Raw genomic sequence first — 21,950 nt, 5'->3', positions numbered from 1 at the left:
CGCGTCCTTTGTCGATTGTGCCTTGTCCCATGGTCCTGCCGGGTTCAAACCGACCGGGATCGATCTCTGTTGCAATCGAGGCCCGGACGCGATGCAGGTCTACCTGCCGATCGCCGAAATGAGTGTGGATGGCCTGCTGCTGCTGGGCATCGGCTTCGGCGTGGGATGGCTGTCGGGGCTGTTCGGCGTGGGTGGCGGATTCCTGCTGACGCCGATCCTCATCCTGATCGGCATTCCTTCACCCGTCGCGGTCGCCTCCGGGGCGAACCAGACGCTGGGCGCCTCGGTGTCCGGCCTGATGGCGCAATGGCGGCGCGGCAATGTCGATGCGCGGATGGGCTCGGTGCTGCTGGTCGGCGGCTTCATCGGGTCCGCGCTCGGCGTGCAGCTGTTCGCCATCCTGCGCAAGGCCGGCCAGGTCGATCTCGCGGTTGCCATCTTCTATGTCGTCATCCTTGGCACCGTCGGCCTGCTGATGGTGCGCGAGAGCGTGCGCGCCATACTGCGCCGGCGGCGCACCGGCGCCGCCGCGGTGAAGGCGCATGAGCACACCTGGCTGCATGGCCTGCCCTTCAAGATGCGCTTCCGCAAGTCGCGGCTGTACATCTCGGTCATCCCGCCGCTGCTGGTCGGCCTGGGCATCGGCGTGCTGTCGGCGGTGATGGGCGTGGGCGGCGGCTTCATGTTGGTGCCCGCCATGATCTACCTGCTGGGGATGCCGACCTCGGTGGTGATCGGCACCTCGCTGTTCCAGGTGGTGTTCGTCTCGGCCAACGTCACGCTGCTGCAGGCGGTGCAGGTGGGCAGCGTGGACATCGTGCTGACGCTGCTGCTGCTGGCCGGCGGCGTGGTGGGTGCACAGTTCGGCGCCGCCATGGGCACCAAGCTGCGCGGGGAGGAAACGCGCGCCCTGCTCGGCCTGCTGGTGCTCTCCGTCGCCCTCGGGCTGCTTTATGACCTGGTGCGCACGCCGGACAGCCTGTTCACCATCGGGCCGGTGCCGTGATCGCCGCGGCGGTGCGCGGGCTGTTGCTGCTGCTCGCCCTGGCCGGCGCGGCCCGCGCCCAGGCCCCCGCCACGCCGGCGGCCGCGGCGAACACGCCACAGCTGACCGCCGACCTGTCGACCGACCGGGTCGAGATCACCACCGGCTTCACCGGGTCCTCGGTCATGGTGTTCGGCGCCACCGAGCGCCTCATCGGCGCCCAGGCGGGGGAGGATGTGGTCGTTCTCGCCTGGGGTCCGCCGCAGGCGACCGTGGTGCGGCGCAAGGTCAATGTGCTGGGCTTCTGGCTCAACGGACCCTCGGCGGTGTTCCGCCAGGTGCCGGGCTTCTACGCCATCGCCGCCACCCGGCCGGTGTGGGAGATTCTGCCCGAGGATGTCCGCCGCACCGCGCGGCTGGGGCTGGATGCCCTGCCGCTTGCGGCCAGCGGCAGCCAGGCGCCGGCCTTTCGCGCCGCCCTGCTCGACCTGAAGCAGCATGACGGGCGCTGGCAGGAATACGCCGCCCCCGTGACCCTGGCTGGCGGGCGGCTGTTCAGCGCCCGCATCTCCTTTCCCGACACGGTGCAGACCGGGGATTACCGGATCGAGGTGCTGCTGGTGCGCGACCAGCGCATCATCGCCCGGCAGGAGTTGTTCCTGCGCGTCGACCGGGTCGGTACCGCGGCCTCGATCGCCTACGTCGCGCGCACCGCGCCGGTGGTCTATGGTGTCGTCTGCATCGTGCTGGCCGCCCTCGCGGGTTGGCTGGGCAGCGTGATGTTCCGCCGGAACTGAGGTCCGCCATGCCCGGAAGCGAGGAAGCCGCCGCCGCCATCACCGCCGACAAGCGGGATCGCATCTTCCTGGTGGTGGTCGATGATAGCCCCGAGCGCGCCATCGCCATGCGCTACGCCTGCCTGCGCGCCCGCAAGGGCGGCGGTCGCGTCGCGCTGCTGCGGGTGATCGAACCGGTCGGCCTGGTCGAATGGGCCGGGGTCGGCGTCATGATGCAGGAGGAACGGCGGGAGGAGGCTGAGAAGATGCTCTCGGCCCTCGCCGCCGAGGTGAACGAGATCACCGGCGGCTTTCCCATACTGATCATCCGCGAGGGCGACGGGCGCGACGAACTGCTCAAGCTGCTCGAGGAGGATCCGCGCATCTCCATCCTGGTGCTGGCGATGGCACCGGGCGGCGGCGGCCCCGGACCGTTGATCACGGCGCTGACCGGGCGGTATTCCAGCCGCCTGACCGTGCCGATGACGCTGGTGCCCGGCACGCTGGACAACAGGGAACTGGAACGGATCACGTAGTGTTCTGCGATCCGACGGTGGTGGATGCCCCCGGCGCGGTCGCGAACCAAGGCGCGGATTCAACCCGAAGGCTTCACGCCTGCCTCGCCGCGGCCTTCGCGGGAAACGCCTGGTCGTGACCGTGGCCCCGGGCTCCCAGGTTCAGTGCCGGGAGCCGCATCGGACAGCCTGCCATGGCCTGAGCGCCGGTACGGGGCGCGCCGATCCATGCGACGCCTGGCGCGCGCCGGGACTCCAATGGTTGCGCCCCGGCCCATTCCGGACCACATAGGTCGGGTATGCGGTTCACATGCGGAACACCACCATGTTCATCGAGACAGAAGCGACCCCCAACCCCGCCACGCTGAAGTTCCTGCCCGGGCGCGACGTGCTCGGCAGCCGGGGCACCGCGGATTTCACCGCCCCGGCCGACGCCGCCGGACGATCCCCCCTGGCCGAGCGCGTGTTCCTGGTGGGCGATGTCGCCCGCGTCTTCCTTGGCGCGGACTTCGTGACCGTCACGAAGGCGGACGACGCCGAATGGACCATGCTGCGCCCCCGCGTCCTGGGCGCCATCATGGAACATTTCCTGTCCGGCATGCCGGTGCTGGAGGATGGCGAGGCCGCCGGCGAACACGGTGAGGATTTCGATCCGGTGGACCAGGAAGTCGTCGCGCAGATCAAGGAATTGCTCGACACCCGCGTCCGCCCCGCCGTTGCCGGGGATGGCGGCGACATCGTGTTCCGCGGCTTCCGCGAAGGTATTGTCCGCCTGCACATGCAGGGCGCCTGTTCCGGCTGCCCGTCCTCCCGCGCGACGCTCAAGCACGGGGTCGAGAACATGCTGCGTCACTATGTTCCGGAAGTGGTCGCGGTGGAGCAGGTGGAGGCCTGACCCGATCTTCGGCGGTCGCTGTGGGCAATCGTTGATCGAGCCGCGGCCCGTGGGCGCCGCCTGGACACAGACGAGCCGGCAATCGCGGCCACGAACCACCACGCTCGCTCCCTGGGCGACCAAGTCGTGGCCGGGCCAGGTTGCGCTGGTCATCGGCCTTCGGGCTCCGGGCATTCAGCGCCGCCTCATGACCGTCATTCGCCTTGTTGATCACCGCGATTGATCGGCCCCCCTGGCGGGCTTGCGGCGCGCGGGCATATGCATGTCCATCGACTTCGACGCATTCGACACCTTCCCAGACCAGGACATCCCCATGGCCCACGAGACGATCGACGCCGCCGCACTCGACCAATTGTTCCGCGAGGCGCGGACGCAGAACAAGTGGCAGGACCGCGCTGTGCCGGATGCCAAGCTGCATGAACTCTACGACCTGCTGAAATTCGCGCCGACCAGCGCCAATGCCTCCCCCGCGCGGTTCGTCTTCGTGCGCACCCCGGAAGGCAAGGCGAAGCTCAAGGAAGCGCTGTCCGCCGGCAACATGGAAAAGACCATGAACGCGCCGGTCACGGTCATCGTGTCCTATGACCTCGACTTCCACGACAAGCTGCCGGTGCTGTTCCCGCACGCGCCGGATGCAAAGTCCTGGTTCACCTCCAGCCCGTCCTTCGCCGAGCAGACCGCCTTCCGCAACGGCTCGCTGCAGGGCGCCTACCTGATCCTGGCGGCGCGCGCGGTCGGTCTCGATGCCGGTCCGATGAGCGGCTTCAACAATGCCAAGGTGGATGAGCTGTTCTTCGCCGGCACGCGCTGGAAGTCGAACTTCCTGGTCAATCTGGGCTATGGCGACCCGTCCGGCCTGTTCCCGCGCAGCCCGCGCCTGGCCTTCGAGGAAGCCGCCCGCTTCGAATGAGGCAGCCGGGCCGCGCCGGCCCGAAATGCTTCACGGCCTGATCGGCGGCATGCTTGAACTTGGCGCCGGTCGGCCCGATCCTCAGGCGGTCCGACTTCTTCGGCAGGGACGCGCAGCATGTCTCGACGCCTCATGACCGCCGCCGCCGCTCTGATCGGCCTGATCGCCGCATCCGGCATGGCGACCGCCCAGAAGGCCACGGCCAGCGACCGGCCGGCCGTCATGCCCTTCGGCGCGGTTGGCGCCGATGGCGCGGCCGCGATCGGCGCCGGCCTGCGGCTGTTCCCGACGACCGGCGCCGCGGTCCTTGCCCCGGCCGCACCCACCCCCGCCGCGGTGCCATCCGCCCCGACGCCCACCGCCCCGGCGGCACCGGCCATCGTGAAGCCGGTTGGCGCGACCGGGCCTGTGATGCCGGGCGGCAAGCCTGCCGCCTTGCCACCGTCAGGGCAGGCGGCGCCGCCGGCGCTCAGCCCGACCGCCTTCACGCCCAGCCCCGCCGTCACTGCCCGGGTGCGCCAGCAGGCGCTGGCCTCGGCGCTGCCGACCAGCCCCAACCCGGATGCGCTGCGCGCCGCCGTGAATTCGGGCCGGCCGTGGCAAGAGTTCGACCAATTGCTGCGGCAGCACGGTTACGACCCGCGCGATCTGGCCGACGTGGTCGCCGCCTTCTACCTCATCGCCTGGGAGGTCGCGACGGGTGGCGACGCGCTGGCCCAGCCGGCCGGGATCGCGGCGGTGCGTGGCCAGGCGCGGCAGATGCTCTCCGGCAATCCGGCCATGGCACGCCTGAGCGAAGCCGAACGCCAGGCGACAGCCGAGACGCTCGCCTTCCACGCCATGGCCATCGCGGCGCGCCACCAGGATCTGCGCAACGCCGGTGCCGGTCCGCAGGTGATCGCCTACCGCACCGAAGTCGCCGAGGCGGTGGCGCAGTGGCAGGGGATCGACCTGCGCCGCTTCGCACTCACCCCGACCGGCTTCCAGGAACGGTAGCACCCGCCGGGCTTGCCGGCCCGGGTCTGTCCAGCCGTCGCCAGGGCGGTGGCGCTGCCTCCGGGAGTTTGCCCCGGCTGATGCGATCCGGCCCATCGACCCATCGCGGCCAACGCGGCCTGCGGGGTACCTTCCGCGCGGAATCGCACGGATCTCATCTCCTGGCCTCTCTGTAGCAACCTTTCCGATGACACGGCGTTGATATCGCGACCGGACAAACGGAACAGGATCGGTTCTGCATCGACGCGCCGGCGATCTTGAGCCGGACGAAGCTCCAAGGCGGCACTGTTCGTCGGCAGGAACCACCCTTTTCCTGCTGTCCGGACAGTCATTGAAGGACTGGATGCTTCGTGCGCCTGTTCAATGTCTGACAAACAAAGGAGGACATCATGAAGATTTCATCGATTCGTCTTGCCCTACTCGGCCTCGGACTGGCCGCGGCGCCGGCATTGGCGCAGACCTACGGCTCGGCGGTGCAGACCGCCCCGCTGCCGGTCGTACCAGTCCAGGCGGCACCACAGACCGGATTTGCGGCCCCGATGACGCCCGCGCCGGGTGTCGCCGCCGCTCCGGGCACGGTCTACAGCCCCACCGTCGCCACCGCGCCGGCCTATGCGCCCACGGTGCCGCCGGTCGGCGCCGCGGCCACCGTGCACAACGCCCCCGGCGTGGGGGAGGCGCTGCGCGTCGGTCCCGCCCCGATGCCGGTCGCGCCCGTCTATGCCGCGCCGGTCATGCCGGCCCCGGCTCAGGCGGTCCCCCCGAACCCGGCCCTGCCCATGCAGGGCGAGGTCCTCAACGGCGGTGACCGGACCGCCGCGGTCGCGGATACCGTGGCGCCGACGGCCTCCCCGGTCGCCCTGCTCGGCCAGGCCGAACAGGCCGCGCGCCAGGGCCGCCTGCCGCTCGCCAGCGAATTGGTGGAACGGGCCGAGAGCCTTCTCCTGACGCGCTCCACCATCGCGGGGACCGAAACGGTCCCGGTCCGTGACGGTGCGGTGGCCCGGATGGCGCAGGCGCGGGTTGCCCTTGGGCGCGGCGACGTGAACACCGCCACGGCCCTGATGGCCGAAGCGGCCAGCATGACCCGTACCCTGGGCATGTGACGGGAGCCACGCGCCGGCGTCACCCCCCCAAAGCGTCCGGCGCGTCCTGTCGCTCAGGCGGCCCGCGGCAACTCCCCCCGCCGCGGGCCGCCATGCGCCTCCGACAACGGAGGCCCTCGGCTTTTTTCCTCGCTTTCCTGCAATGACGCCCCTATGTGTGCGCCGCACAATCCGCCGACCGAAGGCTGCGCCGCCCGCCCACGACCGGGGCAGGAGCGCGGTTTGCCGCGTGGCGCCCGACACAGGAGGCCGCGATGAGCGCTGCCCATATCCGCAACGTGGCCATCATCGCCCACGTCGACCATGGCAAGACCACGCTGGTGGACCAGCTGCTGAAGCAGGCCGGCGCCTTCCGCGCCAACCAGCATGTTGCCGAGCGCGCGCTCGACCGCAACGACCTGGAACGCGAGCGCGGCATCACCATCCTGGCGAAGTCGACCGCCGTGGAATGGAAGGGCGTGAAGATCAACATCGTGGACACGCCCGGCCACGCCGATTTCGGCGGTGAGGTGGAGCGCATCCTGTCGATGGTCGATGGCGCCATCGTGCTGTGCGACGCGGCCGAAGGCCCGCTGCCGCAGACCAAGTTCGTGCTGACCAAGGCGCTGGCCCGCGGCATCAAGCCGATCGTCGTCATCAACAAGGTCGACCGCCAGGACGCCCGTGCACATGAAGTGCATGACGAGGTGTTCGATCTGTTCGCCGCCCTCGGCGCGACCGATGAGCAGCTCGATTTCCACACCCTGTTCGCCTCGGGCCGCCAGGGCTGGGCCGATACGTCGATGGAAGGTCCGCGCAAGGACCTCTCGGCGATGTTCGACCTGATCCTGTCGCATGTGCCCGCGCCGGTCGTCGATTTCGACGCGCCCTTCGCGATGAACGCCGCGATCCTGGAGAGCGACAACTTCCTCGGTCGCATCCTGACCGGGCGCGTTGCACAGGGCGTCGCGCGCCTGAACATGCCCGTGCGTGTGCTACGCCAGGATGGCTCGGTGGTCGAATCCGGCCGCCTGACCAAGCTGATGACCTTCTCCGGCCTCGATCGCGTGCCGGTTGATGAGGTGCGTGCGGGCGACATCATCGCCATCGCCGGCCTGTCCGAGGCCACCATCCCCGACACCATCGCCGCGCCGGAAGTGACCGAGCCGCTGCATGCGATCCCGGTCGATCCGCCGACGCTCGCGATGACCTTCCGCATCAATGACGGCCCGCTTGGCGGGCGCGAGGGAAAGAAGGTTACCTCGCGCCAGATCCGCGACCGCCTGATGAAGGAGACCGAGGGCAACGTCGCCATCAAGGTGAAGGTGTCCGAGGAAGTGGACGCCTTCGAGGTGGCCGGCCGCGGCGAACTCCAGCTCGGCGTGCTGATCGAGCAGATGCGCCGCGAGGGCTTCGAGCTGACGATCGGCCGTCCGCGCGTGCTGACGCGCGACAATCCCGAGACGGGCGAGAAGGAAGAGCCCTACGAGGAATGCCTGATCGACGTGGACGAGACCTATTCCGGCGTCGTCGTCGAGAAGATGTCGATCCGCAAGGGCATGATGCAGGACATGCGGCCGTCCGGCGGCGGCAAGGTGCGCCTGACCTTCAACATCCCCTCGCGCGGGCTGATCGGCTACCACGGCGAATTCCTGACCGACACGCGTGGCACCGGCATCATGAATCGCCTGTTCCTGGGCTATCAGCCCTGGGCCGGCGTGATCGAAGGGCGCCGCAACGGCTCGCTGATCTCCAATTCCGATGGCGAGGCGATCCAATACGCGCTGTTCTACTTGCAGGAACGCGGCACGCTGTTCGTGAACCCCGGCGACAAGGTCTATGTCGGCCTGATCCTCGGTGAGAATTCGCGCGACAACGACCTCGACGTGAATCCGATCAAGGAAAAGAAGCTCACCAACATCCGTGCCGCCGGCAAGGATGAGGCGCTGCTGCTGATCCCGCCCCGGCGCATGTCGCTGGAACAGGCGATCGCCTACATCGAGGATGACGAGCTGGTGGAGGTGACGCCGGGCGCGGTGCGGCTGCGCAAGCGCTACCTCGATCCGCATGAGCGCAAGAAGCATGCGCGCCGGGCGGAATCCGAGGCAGCGTGATTCGCCCTGGCGGGACCGAACGTCCCGCCACGTGCCGATCCCGTATCGCACGGGCCTGGGCCACCGGGCGCGAACGGACCGGGGAGGGCGTCACCCTCCCCGTGTCGCATTCAACAGACGAACACTGAATCCGCGTCCGTCACGCCCTGCAGGACCACCGCGCCCTGCAGGACATGCGCGTCCCCGCCGCCGCTGGCGTCATAGACCAGCAGCAGGTCGCCGCCCTGGTCATCGACCGCGAAACGGCCATTGCCGATCTGGTCGCCGCGGATGAAGGCGTATTCGCCATCCGCCAGTTCCAGGTGCTGCTGCCCTGGCAGGATTCCATCGAGGCCGATGGGGTCGCTCGCTTCATGCTGCGCATTGATGCGCAGGCGCTCGCCGGCGGTGTAGTCGGTGATCTCGTCCATCACGCCGACGATGATGTCGCCCTGGCTGACCACGCCGGTGCCGGGTGCGGGAGGCAACCCCGGATGGTGGTCACCGCCGCCGTCGTTGATCACGCGCAGGTCGCTGCGGTTGCTCAGCACGAAGGTGTCGGGGCCGTGGCCGCCGGTCAGCACATTGCCCTCGCCGACCTCGCCGAAGCCGCCACGGCTGGTGCTGACCAGGCGATCGGCGCCATTACCGCCATCCAGCAGGTTGCCCACGCCGGTGGCGACCAGACAGTCCACGCCGTTGCCGCCATACACCCGGTTGTCGTCCCCGATGACGCGGAGGTCGTCCTTTCCGTTGCCGCCATCGACGGTGTTGCAGTCACCGCACACAACCAGCACGTCCTGGCCATTGCCGCCGGAGACGAGGTTGTGATCGCCCTCGGTGCGGATGCTGTCGTCGCCATTGCCGCCATACACGCGGCTTCCGTCGTGCCAGCCGGCTTCGTCCCGGGAGTCGAAGTCGTCGCTGTGATTGGTCAGCGTGAAGCTGTGATTGGTCGGCTTGCCGCTCGGCATTGTTCCACTCCTCCGCATTGTTCGGCCAGGCGTTGGGGGTACGCCGGCCGTTGTCACTGTCGGTGCGCCGTCGGTCGAGCGGGTAAGACCGGGCCCGTGCGACAGGCGGTGGAACAGGCACACTATGCCCGGGGCGAGCGGAGCGTGAAGGGAATCCTTCGTCGCTTTGGCGAACGCATGCCCGATCGTCGCCGGATGGATCTACGGCTGGCACCGCCCGCGGCCCGGCGCCCGGATCCACCCGCTGGGAGCGGCCACGCCGTCGGATTGTCTCGCATGGCGATACGCCTTCATGCTAAGTGCATATCGCCATGTCTGCCTTTGCCCTCGACGCCCTCGCGCCCGACCTGATTGCCGCCGTGCGCGCCGGCCTGCCGGTCTCCGCCGTGGATGAGGCGCTGTCGTCCGGCCGTGTCAGCGCCGCTGAGCTCGACAGGCTTGCCATCCCCCGCAAGACCCTGGCCCACCGGCGCGCCAAGGGTCGCCTGACGCCCGACCAGTCCGACCGCCTGCTGCGCGTCCTGCGCATCATCGCGGAGGCGGAGGCGACCTTCGCCGACCGCATCCGCGCCGGTCTGTGGCTGCGCCGCCCGACCACGGCGATGGGTGGGGAAGCCCCGCTCGACCTGCTGGACACCGAGATCGGCGCCCGCCAGGTGGAGACCCTTCTCGGCCGCATCGCCCATGGGATCGCCGCCTGATAACCGCCTGGCGGCTCTGCCGGCGCCCCTTCGCCGATCTGTCGGGCGAGGGCGCGCGCCGCTTCGGCGGCCGCTGGAACAGCCCCGGCCGGGCCATGGTCTATGCCGCCGACCATCCGGCGCTGGCGGTGCTGGAAGTGCGGGTCCATCTCGACCTGCCGGCCGAGTTGCTGCCGGCCGACTACGTGCTGATGCGCCTCGCGCTGCCGGACCCTGTCGAGACGCTGCCGGCCCTGCCCGTCGACCCGCGCGCGGCCGGCGATGCCTGGCTGGCCGAGGCCCGCGCGCCGGTGCTGCGCGTGCCATCGGTGCTGGTGCCAGCAGCATCGAACCTGTTGCTCAACCCGGCGCATCCTGCGGCCGCGTCGGCGCGGATCGACGCAATCGACGCCTTCGCCTTCGACCCCCGCCTGTGGCTCGGTGCGACCTGACATGCCGGCAGCGCCCCCCACGGGGTCCCGCAGCGATCGCCCTGCGCAACGTGCCACCGCAACCGTTGCCGGACCTAAGGCAATGCAGCCTGATCCGGTGCTTCATCGTCGGATCGGATCCGGATCTACCCCACCGGCCGCCATGCCGCGGCCTGCGCCCCGATCTCACCCAGGCGGTCGGCGAAGGGCACTGACCGCCGCCCCTGCAACAGCCCCTGCAGCCGCGGCAGCGTCGAGCGGCGGTTGAGCCACAGCATCAGGCTGGCGACAGCACCGACATCGGGCCGTCGCGCGAGCCGTGCCGCCGTATCGAGGTCGTAGGGGTGGCAATACGACCAGAGCGCGCCGCCTTCCCCCTTCGCCGCCCAGTCCCGCGACAGCGCGCGCAGCCGCCACGCTGGCAGCCAGCGCAAGTACATCCCGCCCAGGAAGGGCAATGCCAGCGGCCCGAACCGCCCGAGCGGCACGGGCAATTCCAGCAGCCCCGCCGCCCAGCGGAACGGCCGCGCCGGTGCGCCCGGCCAGCCCGCCAGCGGGTTGCGCGCCGGCAGCAGGGAGGAGGAATAGGCGAAGCCGAGTTCCGCCAGCACCGCCGGCGCCCAGCCCGCCGCCGGCGTCAGGGAAAAGAAGGGAGCCCGGTAGCCGATCGGCGCCTGTCCCACCAGGTCGCCCAGCCGCGCCCGCGCCGCCGCCATCCCGGCGCGGAAGGCCGCCGGCCCCTCGGCCGCCAGGTGGCGATGGGCGTGGCCGTGGGAGGCAATCTCATGCCCACGCCGCGCGATCTCGCGCACCAGGGCCGGGTCGGCACGCGTGACGTCGTCGAGCACGAAGAAGGTCCCGCGCGACCCGGTCGCCTCCAGAAGGTCGAGCAGGCGGCGCGTGGGCGCGGCCGCGCCGCCGCCGCCGGGATGCGACTCGACGTCCACGGTGAAGGTGAACAGCGTGGGCAGCGACGCGAAACCCCGCGCGGCCCTGTCCGTCGCCCTTGTTCGGCCGCTTTCGCATTGATAGGTATGGCGTCCGGGACTGGGCTGCATGGTGATGGACGTCGCCGTCATGCCCTTCCCCGTCAAGGCCATCGGCATGGCTGGCGGCATATCCCGGGTGACACGGTGACGCGCGGCGGGAGGCCAAGCTTGACGACAACCTTCTCCTTGGAAGCGGAGGTCGCGCGCCTGATCGTCGAGGCGCTGCACCTCGAGATCGCGGCGGAGGAGATCGACCCCGAGGCTCCGCTGTTCGGCGAAGGACTTGGCCTCGATTCCATCGATGCGCTCGAGATCGCGCTGGCCGTGTCGCGCCGCTATGGCTTCCAGCTGCGCTCCGACGATGAGCGGAACCATCGCATCTTCGCCTCGCTGCGCGCGCTGGCCGCCCATGTCGAGAAGAACCGGGCGGCGGCCTGATCGCCATGGCAGCCCTGACGCTGACCAGCCGCGGACCGCAGGAGGTGATCTTCCACCGCGGCACGGTGCCGGTCACGACCGCGCGTTTCCTGGCGGATGTCGCGGCGCTGGCCGCGCGCCTGCCGGCGGAAGGGCCGGTGCTGAATTTCTGCGCCGACCGCTATTTCGCGCTGGTCGCCTTCGCGGCGGCACTGTCGCGCGGGCAGGTGACGCTGCTCTCGGCTGACCGCTCGGCCCCGCGCCTGGCCGATATCGCGCGCGGCCATGGCGCGCGCTATGCCCTGTCCGACACCGATGCCGCGCTGCCCGTGCCGGTGCTGCGGCCCGACGCCCCGCCGGGCGAGGCCGCGCCGAACCCGCTGATCGCGGCAGACGCCGTGGCGGCGATCGGCTTCACCTCTGGCAGCACCGGGCAGCCGCGACCGCATGCAAAGTCCTGGGCATCGCTGGTGGCCGGGGCGCGAGCGGCGGCCGAACGCTTCGGCGTGACCGGGGCGACGAGCATCCTCGGCACCGTGCCGGCGCAGCACATGTATGGCTTCGAAACGACGTTGATGATGCCGCTGCATGGCGGCGGGGCGGGCCATGCGGGGACGGTCTTCTATCCCTCCGACATCGCCGAGGCGCTGGCCGGGCTGCCGGCGCCGCGCCTGCTGGTGACGACGCCGCTGCAGATGCGCGCGCTGCTCGGCAGCCAGGTTCCGTTGCCGCCGATTGTCGGCGTGATCTCCGCCACCGCCCCGCTGGCGGCGCAGATGGCGGCCGAGGCCGAGGCCGCGTGGGCCGCGCCGGTGCGTGAGATCTACGGCGCCACCGAGGCCGGTTCGATCGCTTCCCGACGCACACTCGATGGCGAGGCCTGGGAGCCCTATCCGGGCATGCGCTTCGAGATCGACGAGATGGGTGCGCGCGTTACCGTGCCGGGTCTGCCGGCGCCGGTGCCCCTGTCGGACCGGCTGGAATGGGTCGGCGAGGGCCGTTTCCGGCTCGACGGGCGGCTGGCGGACATGGTCAAGCTCGCCGGCAAGCGGGCTTCGCTGGCGGGGCTGACGCGCATCCTGACGGCGATCGAGGGCGTCGAGGACGGCATCTTCGTCGCCCCCGACGACCTCGACGTGAACCCGCGCGCGCGGCTCGCCGCAGCCGTCGTGGCACCGGGCCTGAGCGCGGCGGCGGTGGTCGATGCGCTGCGGGCGAAGGTCGAGCCGGCCTTCCTGCCGCGGCCGGTGGTGATGCTGGCTGCGCTGCCGCGCGACGCGGTGGGCAAGGTCAGCCGCGGTGCCATCGCGGCGCTCGCCTGGACGCGGTAAGGCTGGGACGGCGATCGGCGAGGGGAGCCCGGCGGGCGCCGCTCCTACAGAAACGCCTCGTCCACCGGCACGCGCAGCGTCTCCGCCAGGCGGTTCGTCTCCGCGGCCATCCCCAGCACGGCGAGCAATTCGCCATGCATCTCCGCCGTCATCCCCTTCGCCCGCGCCGCCGCGGTATGGGACGCGATGCAATAGGTGCACCCCGCCGCCGCCGAGGCCGCGAGGTACAGCATCTCCTTGACCAGCGGGTCGAGCGCACCTGGCGCCATCACCTGCTTCAGGCTGTCCCAGGTGCGCGCCAAGGTCGGCGGATGGACGGCAATCGCCTTCCAGAAATTGTTCACATCGGCGACGCCGCGCGTCGCCTTGATGTCGTCGAACACCGCCCGGACCTCGGGCGGCGCTTCGTCGTGGGACACCAGCGGGGTCATGCGCGTCGTTCTCCGCAAGGCTGGCGGATTGCCGCTCAGGCGCCCTCGGCGGGGGCGGCCAATTCCAGCCGGTAGCCGCCGGTTTCCGTCACCAGGATGCGCGTCTCGGCCGGGTTCGGCTCGATCTTCTGGCGCAGCCGGTAGATGTGTGTCTCCAGCGTATGGGTGGTGACGTTGCTGTTGTATCCCCAGACCTCGTTCAGCAGGATCTGCCGCGGCACCGGCTTGCCGCCGGCGCGGTACAGGAACTTCAGGATCGCCGCCTCCTTCTCGGTCAGGCGGAGACGCTTGCCGTTGGCCTGGTCATGAAGCTGCTTGGCGGCCGGCCGGAACAGATACGGTCCGACCTGGAAGATCGCATCCTCGCTGCTGTCATAGACGCGCAGCTGCACCCGGATGCGCGCCAGAAGTTCCGCCAGGCGGAACGGCTTGGCGATATAGTCGTTCGCCCCCGCATCGAGGCCGCTGACGATGTCCGCCTCACTGTCCGACCCGGTCAGCATGATGATCGGCATGCGGAAGCCGCCCCGGCGGATCCGCACGCAGAAATCCCGCCCATTGCCGTCCGGCAGCGTCAGGTCCAGCAGCATCAGGTCGAAATGCGTGCCCGGGGTGGCGAGTAGTCCTTCCGCATCCGCCAAGCGCCCAACCACCACGGGCTCAAATTCACCATCCAGAGCCAATTGGTCCATGAGGGTGCTGGCCAATGCAGCATCATCCTCAACGATGAGAACAGGACGCGGCCCTGCCATGCCAGTATATCCCCTCGTCTGTTGCCGTCTGCGTCGCCCCCCGGCGAAACGGACCAGTATTGCTCGACGTATGAACCGCTGACGGCGGTTGTGCCAGCACCCAGGGCGCCAGCCGCGCGAAATCGCTAACCTGTGATTGCGACTTCACGGATCTGGACGCGTTGGCCAAACGTACCACATCCAATGTCAGAGTGCCGCCCTCGGCGCGCCATATTCCGGGCGCGCCATCGGATAAACGATGGAACGCCCTTCATGACGCCACCCGGCAGCCTTGCCACCGAGCCTCCGTCGGATGTGACGGCGGATCCGCGCGTGCCGGGCCTGCGGCAGGTCCATCGTGCCATGGCGGAACTGCGCCGCGGGACCCCCGTCCTGCTGCGCGGCCGCGACGCCTGCCTGGTCGTTGCCGCGGCCGAGACGGTGGGCGCCCTCGGCCTGGCCGAACTCACCCATGCCGCCCGCCAGCCCGCCGTCCTGCTGCTCGCCCCGGTGCGTGCCGCCGCCGTGCTGCAGCGCCCCGTACCGCACGCACCTGACGACGACGGCGCGGTCGCGCTGCGCCTGCCGCCCAGCCTGACGGCGCCCGAAACCCTGCGCAGCCTGGCCGACCCCACCGCCGAGCGCCTGCTGCCGGAACTGCCCGAACGCGTGACGGTGCCGCCGCTCGCCCAGGCGGCGATCGCGCTGGCCAAGCTCGGCCGACTGCTGCCCGCCTTGGTCGCCGCCCCGGCCACCGAGGCTGCCGCGGCGCGGCTGTCCCTGCTCAGCGTCGATGCCGCCGACATCCTCGACTACCCCGCCACCGCCGCGACCTCCCTGACCCGCGTCGCCGAGGCTCGCGTCCCGCTCGAGGACGCACCCGAGGCCCGCATCATCGCCTTCCGCGCCGCCGAGGGCGGCATCGAGCACCTGGCCATCCTGATCGGCACGCCAGAGAAGACCGCGGCCGAAGGCGGCGCGCCCCTGGTGCGCGCCCATTCCGAATGCTTCACCGGCGACCTGCTGGGCAGCCTGCGCTGCGACTGCGGCCCGCAGCTGCGTGGTGCGCTGGCGCGCATGGCACAGGACCCCGCCGGCGGCGTGCTGCTGTATCTGGCACAGGAAGGCCGGGGCATCGGCCTGGTGAACAAGCTGCGCGCCTACACCCTGCAGGATGGCGGGCTCGACACGCTCGATGCCAACCGCGCCCTTGGCTATGGCGCCGATGAGCGCAACTTCCTCGTTGCCGCCACCATGCTGCGCGCGGTCGGTGTCGAGCGCGTCCGCCTGCTCACCAACAATCCCGACAAGATCGCCGGCCTGACCGCCTGCGGCATCGATGTCCTGGGCCGCGAAGCCCACGCCTTCGACCCCAACGGCGTGAATGACGGCTACCTGAAGACCAAGGCGTTGCGCTTCGGCCACCTGTTGCCGGAGTGAGCACCACCGCCCGCGTCACCGCGGATGGCCTGCTGCGCTTCCAGGGCGAAACCCTGCGTTGCGCCCTGGGCGCCGCCGGCATCCGCGCCGCCAAGCAGGAAGGCGACAGCGCCACCCCGACCGGCCTGATGCCGATCCGCCGCGTGTTCTGGCGCGCCGATCGCGGCCCCCGCCCGTCCACCACCCTGCCCGCCGAACCGATCGCCCCGGACGATGGCTGGTGCGACGACCCCACCCACCGCGACTACAATACCCGCATCCGCCTGCCCCACCCTGGCCGCCACGAAACCCTGTGGCGGGATGACGGGGTCTACGACGTGATCGCCGTGCTCGGCTGGAACGACGCCCCCGTGCTGCGCGGGCGCGGCAGCGCGATCTTCCTGCACATCGCGCGTGCCGACCTGGCGCCGACGGAAGGGTGCGTCGCCCTGCCGGAGGCAGCGCTGCGGCGGTTGCTGGCGGCGGGGATGGCGGCGGTCGAGATCATCGGCTGACGCCATTGGAGGGGCGCCGCCCCTCCAAACCACCCCGCCAAAGGCCAGGGGGCCTTTGGAATGCCGGTACATGGCGCCTGGCCCGGCTGCCAGCCGGTCAGGCGGAACACGCCCTTGCGCACACCGCGCGTTGGGTCGAATCAGGGCACACGCGGTGCCCGGCACCACGGAATCGGCATTCCAAAGGCCCCCTGGCCTTTGGTGGGGTGAGGTCCGGAGAGGGGCAAAGCCCCTCTCCGGCTGCGAGGACTGCGTGAAGATCTGCGAACTTACCAATGTCGATTTCTCGCTGCGCCACTTCCTGCTGCCGCTGATGCGGGGCCTGCGCGACCGTGGCCATGAGGTGGTGGGCGTCTGCGCCGAAGGCCCGCTGCTTGAAATCCCCCGCGCCGAGGGCTTCCGCATCGAGGCCATGCCGCTGGCCCGCAGCCTGAACCCCATCCCCCAGGCGCGTGCCTTCCACGCGCTGTACGACTTCTTCCGGCGCGAGAAATTCGACCTGGTCCACGCCCACATGCCGATCAGCGGGCTGCTCGCGCGCCTGGCCGCCAAGGCCGCCGGCGTGCCGCACATCGCCTATACCTGCCACGGCTTCCTGTTCAATCAGCCCGGCCCATGGTGGCGGCGCACGCTTTCGCTGCACCTCGAACGCCTGGGCGGCCGCATGACCGATGTGTTCCTGACGGTCAGCGAGGAAGAAGCCGCCGACGCCCGCCGCCTGCGCATCCACCCGCGCGCCACCGCCGTGCTGAACGGCCGCAGCCCGGCCATCTTCCACCCCGACCCGGTGGCCCGCGCGTCGATCCGCGCGGAACTGGGCGCAGCGGAAGACGATTGTGTCATCATCGCCGTCTCCCGCCTGGTGCGGCACAAGGGCCACCCCGAATTGCTGCGCGCCATGGAAACCACACCGGGCAATGCCGTGCTGTGGGTGGTGGGTGAACGGCTCGCCTCCGACCATGGCGAGGACCTTGAACCGCATTTCGCGCGCGCCGCGGCGGCGCTCGGGCCGCGGCGGCTGAAGCGCCTGGGCTACCGGCACGACATCGCGGCGATCCTGGCGGCGTCGGACGTGTTCTGCCTGCCCTCGCATTTCGAGGGCCTGCCCATGTCGATCATCGAGGCCATGCTGACCGGCCTGCCGGTGGTCGCGACCGACATCCGCGGCCCGCGCGAACAGGTGCGGGACGGGCAGACCGGCTACCTGGTACCGCCGATGGCCGATGCGCCGTTGGCGCAGGCGCTGTCGCGGCTGGCCGAGGACCCGGCGCAGCGGGGGCGCATGGGCGCGGCCGGGCGGGCGTTGGCACTGGACCGGTTCGATGAGGCGCGGGTGGTCGGGCGGACGATGGATCTGCTGGGGGCCTGATACCGGGGCGGCGAGGGGTCGCCCCGCGTCGCCGCGCCATCGCGGTTCGGCTTCGCGCGCGGCCGCCCGGCCCACCCCGCGCGCCGGTCCGGGGCGCCAAAGATCGGGGCGCGGGCCACCGGGCCTCGTGCCGCCGGCCTCAGCCCTTCACCAGCGCCTTCAGGTCGGCCTGCGGCCGCGCCCCGAAATGGGCGATCGCCTCCGCTGCGGCAATCGACGCCCAGCGCCCGCACGCGGCCAGCTCGTGCCCCGCCGTCAGCGCGGCGAGGAAACCCGCGGCATAGGCATCGCCGGCCCCGGTCGTGTCGACAACCTTGGTCGGTTCGGCGGCGACCTCATGTGCCGTCGTCGCGGTCAGGACCAGGCTGCCCTTCTCGCTGCGCGTCAGGGCGGCCAAGCCGACCTCGGACTGCGCGATGGTCGCCGCCGCCTCGAAATTGTCGGTCTGGTACAGCGCGCAGATCTCGGCCTCATTGGCGAACAGGATGTCGGCCTCGTCGCGGACGAAGGCGCGGAAGGCGTCGCGGTGGCGCTCGACGCAGAACGGGTCCGACAGGGTGATGGCAACCTTCCGCCCGGCGGCATGGGCGATGCGCGCGGCGGCGCGGAAGGCGGCCTGCGCGGCCGGCGGGTCGAACAGATAGCCTTCGAGGTAGGTCACCTGCGCCGCGGCGATCGAGGCTTCATCCAGGTCGGCCTCCCCGAAGGTGACGCAGGCGCCGAGGAAGGTGTTCATCGTCCGCTGCCCGTCCGGCGTCACCAGGATCAGGCAGCGCGCGGTCGGTGCGCCGCCCACCAGCGGCGCGGTGGGGAAATGCACCCCGGCGGCGGTGATGTCGTGACGGAACACCTGGCCCAGCCCGTCATCCGCCACCTTGCCGAGATAGCCGACCTTCGCACCCAGCGCGGCGGCGACGGCGCAGGTATTGGCGGCCGATCCGCCGCTGCTTTCCACGCCGGGACCCATGTCGCCATAGATACGTTCGGCTTCCGCCGGCCCGATCAGCGCCATGCCGCCCTTGGCCATGCCGTGGCGGGCGAGGAAGGCGTCCTCGGAGCGCGCCAGCACGTCCACGATCGCGTTGCCGATGCCGAGGATGTCGAGAGCGTGGGTCGTCATGCGCAGCACTCCGGTTTCGCGTCGATCGCGGGATAGCGGCGGCCGAGGCCGGCGGCAACCGCGCCTGGACGGAACAGCCCGCACGGTCGCCGCGCGGTGCAGGCGTACCTGGCGCAACCTGGGCGTTCCGCACCCGCCGCGGGTATCGTAAGCTATCGCGCATGTCTGGATCCGAGCCTGCGACATCCCCCGGCGGCACGCCGGCGCCCGAAGCGCGCTGGCCCGTCGTGCTGACGGTGATCGCCGTGCTGGTCATCGCTGCGGGGATGCCGGACCGGCTGATGCTGCTGCCGTATTGGGCGCCGTTCGCGGTCGCCATCGTCGCCCTGGCGCCGATGGCCGGCGTTGCGCTGGGCAGCGACAAGCGGCGGTGGCTGCGCATCGAACGCGTCGTGTTGCTGGCCGTCGCGATCTTCGTGCTGGGCCTCACGGTGACCGCTCTCGCCACCCTGATCCGGCACATCATCATCGGAGGGCCCGAGCGGCTCGGCGGGCTCGAACTTCTCACCTCGAGCGTCGTCGCCTGGGTGGTCAATGTCGCCGGCTTCGCGCTGCTGTTCTGGCAGATGGATGCCGGTGGCCCGCTCGGGCGGCTGACGGGCGAGGATGCGCCGCGGGACTGGATGTTTCCCCAGGCCGGGGGCGGGGACGGCGCGCCGGCATGGCTGCCGGGCTATGTCGACTACCTCTACCTCGCCTTCTCGACCGCCACGGCCTTCAGCTCGACGGACGTGATGCCGCTGACCGCGCGGGCGAAGGTGCTGATGATGATGGAGGCGACCATTGCGCTGGTGACGATGGTCGTTGTCGCCTCGCGGGCGATCAACGTCCTCGGCAGTTGAAGGTCCTGGCCCGGCGCGTCAGGGCGCGACCAGCCACACCCAGAATGGCAGCGTCGCGATCGCCGCGATGTGTTCCGTGGTGGTGATCGCCGCCATCAGCGGCGCATCGCCACCCATGGCGCGCGCCATCACGTAGGAGGTCGCCGCCGTCGGCAGTGCCATGAAGATCACGGCGACCGCCAGCGCCAGCGGCGGCACGCCCAGCGCGCTGCACAACCCCCAGGTCAGCGCCGGCATGACGGCCAGCTTGAGCACGCCGGTCGCCGCCTGCGTGCCGACCCGGTCGGTGAAACTGTCGAGCGACAGCGCCGCGCCGACGCACAGCAGCCCCAGCGCCACCGAGGCCCGCCCCAGCGCCTGCACCGTCGGCGCGAGGCCCGGCGGCAGCCCGCCCAGCATGGCGATAGCGAAGCCGACCGCCACCGCCAGCAGCAGCGGGTTCAGCACGAGATGCCGCACCACGGTGGCCGGGCGCGGCGGCCCGCGCTTGCCGTCGAAGGCGAAGGCCAGCGTCGTCACGGTCTGCACGAAGGGCACGATGATGCCGGTGGCCACCGCGCCGAAGCCGGTGCCCTCCGCCCCGAACAGCGCGCCGACGATGGCAAAGCCCATCAGGTTGTTGAAGCGGATGCCGCCCTGCAGCACCGATGTCATGGCCGGATGACCGTGCCCCAGCGCGCGTGCCAGCAGCACCGACACCACCGTGCCGATCCCCAGCGCGATCCAGATCGCTACCGCGATGCGTCCCAAAGGCAACGAGGCGAGGTCGAGCGGCGCAAGTGCCGCGACGATCAGCGAAGGCAGCAGCACCCAGTAGATCAGCCGCTCCATCCCCGCCCAGACGGTGTCGTCGCGCAGCAGCCGCCGCTTGAGCAGCGCACCGAGGGCAAGCAGGGCGAAGGCGGGGACAAAGGCGTCGAGCCAAGCGCTCATGCGCGGGGCAGGGCCGTCATGCGTGCGGGCCCGGTGCGGTCCACGGGCGCGCTGCCGGCGCAGCGGCCATGGCGCCCAGGCAGGCCGCCTCGGTCACGCCATCCGCCCCGCCCACAGCCCGCGCCGCGGCATGGCCAACGACCAGCGACGAGCCCTCGGCGAACAGGATGACATCGAGCCGGCATGCGGGCGCCTCATAGAGCCAGACCTCGGCAGTCCCCTCCGGCCGGCGGATCGACGGTTCTCCCAGCATGCGTCGGAGATGGTCGGCCGTCACCCCGACCAGCGCGGCCGCCGCGGCGGGTGGCGCGCTGCCGCGTGGGCGGGCCGCGCCGGGCACCCAGGCTGGTTGGGGCGACGGGGCAGCCGGTGGGGCCGCCGCGACGGGGGCGGCAGGTCGCGCGCCGCCGGTCAGCGCCAGGCTGGCCTGGGTGGAGGCCAGCGCGTGTTGCAGCAGGGCGGTCGTCTCCCCGGGGTCCGGTGCGCAGCCGAGCAACGGCAGGATCAGCAGGAGCCGCGTGGCGGCCCCGCCACGATGAAAGGCGGAGGGGCGTCGCCCCTCCGGACCACCCCACCAAGGGCCCAGGGCCTTTGGAAACCGATACCCGGCACCGGGCGGGTGAGGAGAGCCCGCGCTTGTTCGCGGGTGCTGGGCACGGCATCGCCACCGGGCATGCGCGCGCGATACCAGGGGATGACAGTCCAAAGGACCCGATCCTTCGGTGCGGGGGGGAACACGGCACCACACCCGGAGGGGGCACGGCCCCCTCTCGATTCTTCGCATCATCGCGGCGCGCTTGGCCCGCAGGACGCGCCGACAAGGGGGCACCCGGCCGATGGGTGCCCCGGTCGATTGAAGGGGCGCGCGGCCCCTCCAACCTCGGCCGATCAGGCGTCGGCGGGCTCGGTGCTGCGCGGGGCCGGGGCCATGCGCGCGGCCGGCGAGGCGGAGGCTGCCTCGGTGATCATCTCCATCTTGCCCGAGAGCTGGCCACCATCCTCGACCGACAGGCGGCGCGACCGGGCGACGCCGATCACCCGGCCGGTGGCGCGGATGGTCAGGCTGCCATTGACGGTCAGCGTGCCGTCGAACACGCCGGCGATCTCGGCGTCCTCGACCTGGACCTCGCCCTTGAAGACGCCGGAATGGGTGATGACCAGTTCCTGCGCCTGCAGCAGCTGGCTTTCCATGGTGCCTTCGATGATCAGCTTCTCGGCCTCGGTCACCGTGCCCTGCAGGCTGATGCCCTTGCCGACCACCAGGGTCCGGCGTTCCACGGTTTCAGGCCGCGGGCTGGTCGGGCGCGGCGCCGTCGGGGCGACCGGCACGGCCGGGCGGGCGATGCCGGCGGCGGCGGGCGGCGAGTTCGGCTTCGGGGCCATCGGGCCGGCGGGCGGGGTCGGGGCAGTGCTCACAGGCGACACTCCAGCAGGACGGAAAGGCGGCATGGCAAGATCGGGATCGCGCGCGGCCGGGATGGTTGTCGGTGCGGCTTCGTCCCCGGCGGCGCGA

The 21,950-nt window shown here is 70.9% G+C and carries 24 protein-coding genes; 16 read left to right on the top strand and 8 right to left on the bottom strand.

The genetic code is table 11. The features are described 5' to 3' along the window. The first annotated feature begins 91 nt into the window (after positions 1-91). The 8 genes from AAFN86_RS03985 (at position 92) to typA (ending at position 8,276) form a co-directional block, all read left to right on the top strand. A complete protein-coding gene (locus tag AAFN86_RS03985; protein WP_347541932.1) occupies positions 92-1,006 on the top strand; it encodes a sulfite exporter TauE/SafE family protein in 915 nt (304 codons plus the stop codon). After that, entirely contained in the window at positions 1,003-1,782 is a 780-nt protein-coding gene (locus AAFN86_RS03980; RefSeq protein ID WP_347541931.1) for a TIGR02186 family protein, read from the top strand. Before AAFN86_RS03985 ends, AAFN86_RS03980 begins: the two co-directional genes overlap by 4 nt. Before the next feature lie 8 nt (positions 1,783-1,790). Next, positions 1,791-2,297 (top strand): universal stress protein, encoded by a 507-nt coding sequence (locus tag AAFN86_RS03975; protein WP_347541930.1) that lies wholly within the window; start codon positions 1,791-1,793, stop codon positions 2,295-2,297. A 304-nt stretch (positions 2,298-2,601) separates the two neighbouring features. Further along, the gene (locus AAFN86_RS03970; protein ID WP_347541929.1) at positions 2,602-3,171 is read left to right on the top strand and encodes a NifU family protein; all 570 of its coding nucleotides are present in this window, start codon (positions 2,602-2,604) and stop codon (positions 3,169-3,171) included. Between the two features lie 313 nt (positions 3,172-3,484). Beyond that, positions 3,485-4,081 (top strand): malonic semialdehyde reductase, encoded by a 597-nt coding sequence (locus AAFN86_RS03965; protein ID WP_347542379.1) that lies wholly within the window; start codon positions 3,485-3,487, stop codon positions 4,079-4,081. Positions 4,082-4,198: 117 nt separating this feature from the next. Beyond that, positions 4,199-5,077 (top strand): DUF6683 family protein, encoded by an 879-nt coding sequence (locus AAFN86_RS03960; RefSeq protein ID WP_347541928.1) that lies wholly within the window; start codon positions 4,199-4,201, stop codon positions 5,075-5,077. A gap of 389 nt (positions 5,078-5,466) precedes the next feature. After that, positions 5,467-6,183: a hypothetical protein gene (locus AAFN86_RS03955; RefSeq protein WP_347541927.1), complete on the top strand. Its 717-nt coding sequence runs from the start codon at positions 5,467-5,469 to the stop codon at positions 6,181-6,183. A gap of 254 nt (positions 6,184-6,437) precedes the next feature. Beyond that, a complete protein-coding gene (gene typA / locus AAFN86_RS03950) occupies positions 6,438-8,276 on the top strand; it encodes a translational GTPase TypA (protein WP_347541926.1) in 1,839 nt (612 codons plus the stop codon). 110 nt (positions 8,277-8,386) lie between these two features. Here typA and AAFN86_RS03945 read toward each other — a convergent pair whose 3' ends face one another. Then, the gene (locus AAFN86_RS03945; protein WP_347541925.1) at positions 8,387-9,229 is read right to left on the bottom strand and encodes a hypothetical protein; all 843 of its coding nucleotides are present in this window, start codon (positions 9,227-9,229) and stop codon (positions 8,387-8,389) included. 311 nt (positions 9,230-9,540) lie between these two features. Between AAFN86_RS03945 and AAFN86_RS03940 the strand changes: the two genes are divergently transcribed. Next, positions 9,541-9,930: an antitoxin Xre/MbcA/ParS toxin-binding domain-containing protein gene (locus tag AAFN86_RS03940; protein WP_347541924.1), complete on the top strand. Its 390-nt coding sequence runs from the start codon at positions 9,541-9,543 to the stop codon at positions 9,928-9,930. After that, the gene (locus AAFN86_RS03935; protein WP_347542378.1) at positions 9,927-10,361 is read left to right on the top strand and encodes an RES family NAD+ phosphorylase; all 435 of its coding nucleotides are present in this window, start codon (positions 9,927-9,929) and stop codon (positions 10,359-10,361) included. Before AAFN86_RS03940 ends, AAFN86_RS03935 begins: the two co-directional genes overlap by 4 nt. 125 nt (positions 10,362-10,486) lie before the next feature. On the opposite strand, the gene AAFN86_RS03930 is transcribed toward AAFN86_RS03935, so the two are convergent. Then, on the bottom strand, positions 10,487-11,446 hold the full coding sequence (locus AAFN86_RS03930; RefSeq protein WP_347541923.1) for a polysaccharide deacetylase family protein: 960 nt from the start codon (positions 11,444-11,446) through the stop codon (positions 10,487-10,489). A 51-nt stretch (positions 11,447-11,497) separates the two neighbouring features. Here AAFN86_RS03930 and AAFN86_RS03925 point away from each other — a divergent pair, with 51 nt between their 5' ends. Together AAFN86_RS03925 and AAFN86_RS03920 are read left to right on the top strand one after the other, a co-directional pair. Then, positions 11,498-11,767, top strand: coding sequence for a phosphopantetheine-binding protein (locus AAFN86_RS03925; RefSeq protein WP_347541922.1), 270 nt, complete (start codon positions 11,498-11,500; stop codon positions 11,765-11,767). 5 nt (positions 11,768-11,772) lie between these two features. Continuing rightward, a complete protein-coding gene (locus tag AAFN86_RS03920; protein ID WP_347541921.1) occupies positions 11,773-13,077 on the top strand; it encodes an AMP-binding protein in 1,305 nt (434 codons plus the stop codon). 44 nt (positions 13,078-13,121) lie between these two features. Here the strand turns inward: AAFN86_RS03920 and AAFN86_RS03915 are convergent, their stop codons facing one another. Together AAFN86_RS03915 and AAFN86_RS03910 are read right to left on the bottom strand one after the other, a co-directional pair. Next, the gene (locus AAFN86_RS03915; protein WP_347541920.1) at positions 13,122-13,508 is read right to left on the bottom strand and encodes a carboxymuconolactone decarboxylase family protein; all 387 of its coding nucleotides are present in this window, start codon (positions 13,506-13,508) and stop codon (positions 13,122-13,124) included. A gap of 35 nt (positions 13,509-13,543) precedes the next feature. After that, positions 13,544-14,260, bottom strand: a complete 717-nt coding sequence (locus AAFN86_RS03910) for a response regulator transcription factor (protein WP_347541919.1) — start codon at positions 14,258-14,260, stop codon at positions 13,544-13,546. A gap of 252 nt (positions 14,261-14,512) precedes the next feature. On the opposite strand from AAFN86_RS03910, the gene AAFN86_RS03905 reads away from it, so the two are divergent. The 3 genes from AAFN86_RS03905 (at position 14,513) to AAFN86_RS03895 (ending at position 17,542) form a co-directional block, all read left to right on the top strand. Next, complete coding sequence (locus AAFN86_RS03905; RefSeq protein WP_408906578.1) at positions 14,513-15,679, top strand: GTP cyclohydrolase II; 1,167 nt, start codon at positions 14,513-14,515, stop codon at positions 15,677-15,679. Then, positions 15,676-16,173, top strand: coding sequence for a L,D-transpeptidase (locus AAFN86_RS03900; RefSeq protein WP_408906577.1), 498 nt, complete (start codon positions 15,676-15,678; stop codon positions 16,171-16,173). The genes AAFN86_RS03905 and AAFN86_RS03900 overlap by 4 nt, the downstream gene beginning before the upstream one ends. 253 nt (positions 16,174-16,426) lie before the next feature. Beyond that, on the top strand, positions 16,427-17,542 hold the full coding sequence (locus AAFN86_RS03895) for a glycosyltransferase family 4 protein (protein WP_347541918.1): 1,116 nt from the start codon (positions 16,427-16,429) through the stop codon (positions 17,540-17,542). 139 nt (positions 17,543-17,681) lie between these two features. On the opposite strand, the gene AAFN86_RS03890 is transcribed toward AAFN86_RS03895, so the two are convergent. Further along, entirely contained in the window at positions 17,682-18,662 is a 981-nt protein-coding gene (locus AAFN86_RS03890; RefSeq protein WP_347541917.1) for an adenosine kinase, read from the bottom strand. Positions 18,663-18,823: 161 nt separating this feature from the next. Between AAFN86_RS03890 and AAFN86_RS03885 the strand changes: the two genes are divergently transcribed. After that, positions 18,824-19,504, top strand: coding sequence for a hypothetical protein (locus tag AAFN86_RS03885; protein WP_347541916.1), 681 nt, complete (start codon positions 18,824-18,826; stop codon positions 19,502-19,504). A gap of 18 nt (positions 19,505-19,522) precedes the next feature. Here AAFN86_RS03885 and AAFN86_RS03880 read toward each other — a convergent pair whose 3' ends face one another. From AAFN86_RS03880 to AAFN86_RS03870, 3 genes are all read right to left on the bottom strand, one after another. After that, entirely contained in the window at positions 19,523-20,437 is a 915-nt protein-coding gene (locus AAFN86_RS03880; protein ID WP_347541915.1) for an AEC family transporter, read from the bottom strand. A gap of 16 nt (positions 20,438-20,453) precedes the next feature. Further along, complete coding sequence (locus AAFN86_RS03875; protein ID WP_347541914.1) at positions 20,454-20,933, bottom strand: hypothetical protein; 480 nt, start codon at positions 20,931-20,933, stop codon at positions 20,454-20,456. A 392-nt stretch (positions 20,934-21,325) separates the two neighbouring features. Then, positions 21,326-21,820, bottom strand: coding sequence for a polymer-forming cytoskeletal protein (locus tag AAFN86_RS03870; protein ID WP_408906584.1), 495 nt, complete (start codon positions 21,818-21,820; stop codon positions 21,326-21,328). Positions 21,821-21,950: the final 130 nt, after the last annotated feature.

Origin of the sequence: Roseomonas sp. CAU 1739, assembly GCF_039839775.1 — a bacterium.
Classification (GTDB): domain Bacteria; phylum Pseudomonadota; class Alphaproteobacteria; order Acetobacterales; family Acetobacteraceae; genus Neoroseomonas.
This window is presented reverse-complemented; position numbering and strand designations above follow the sequence as displayed.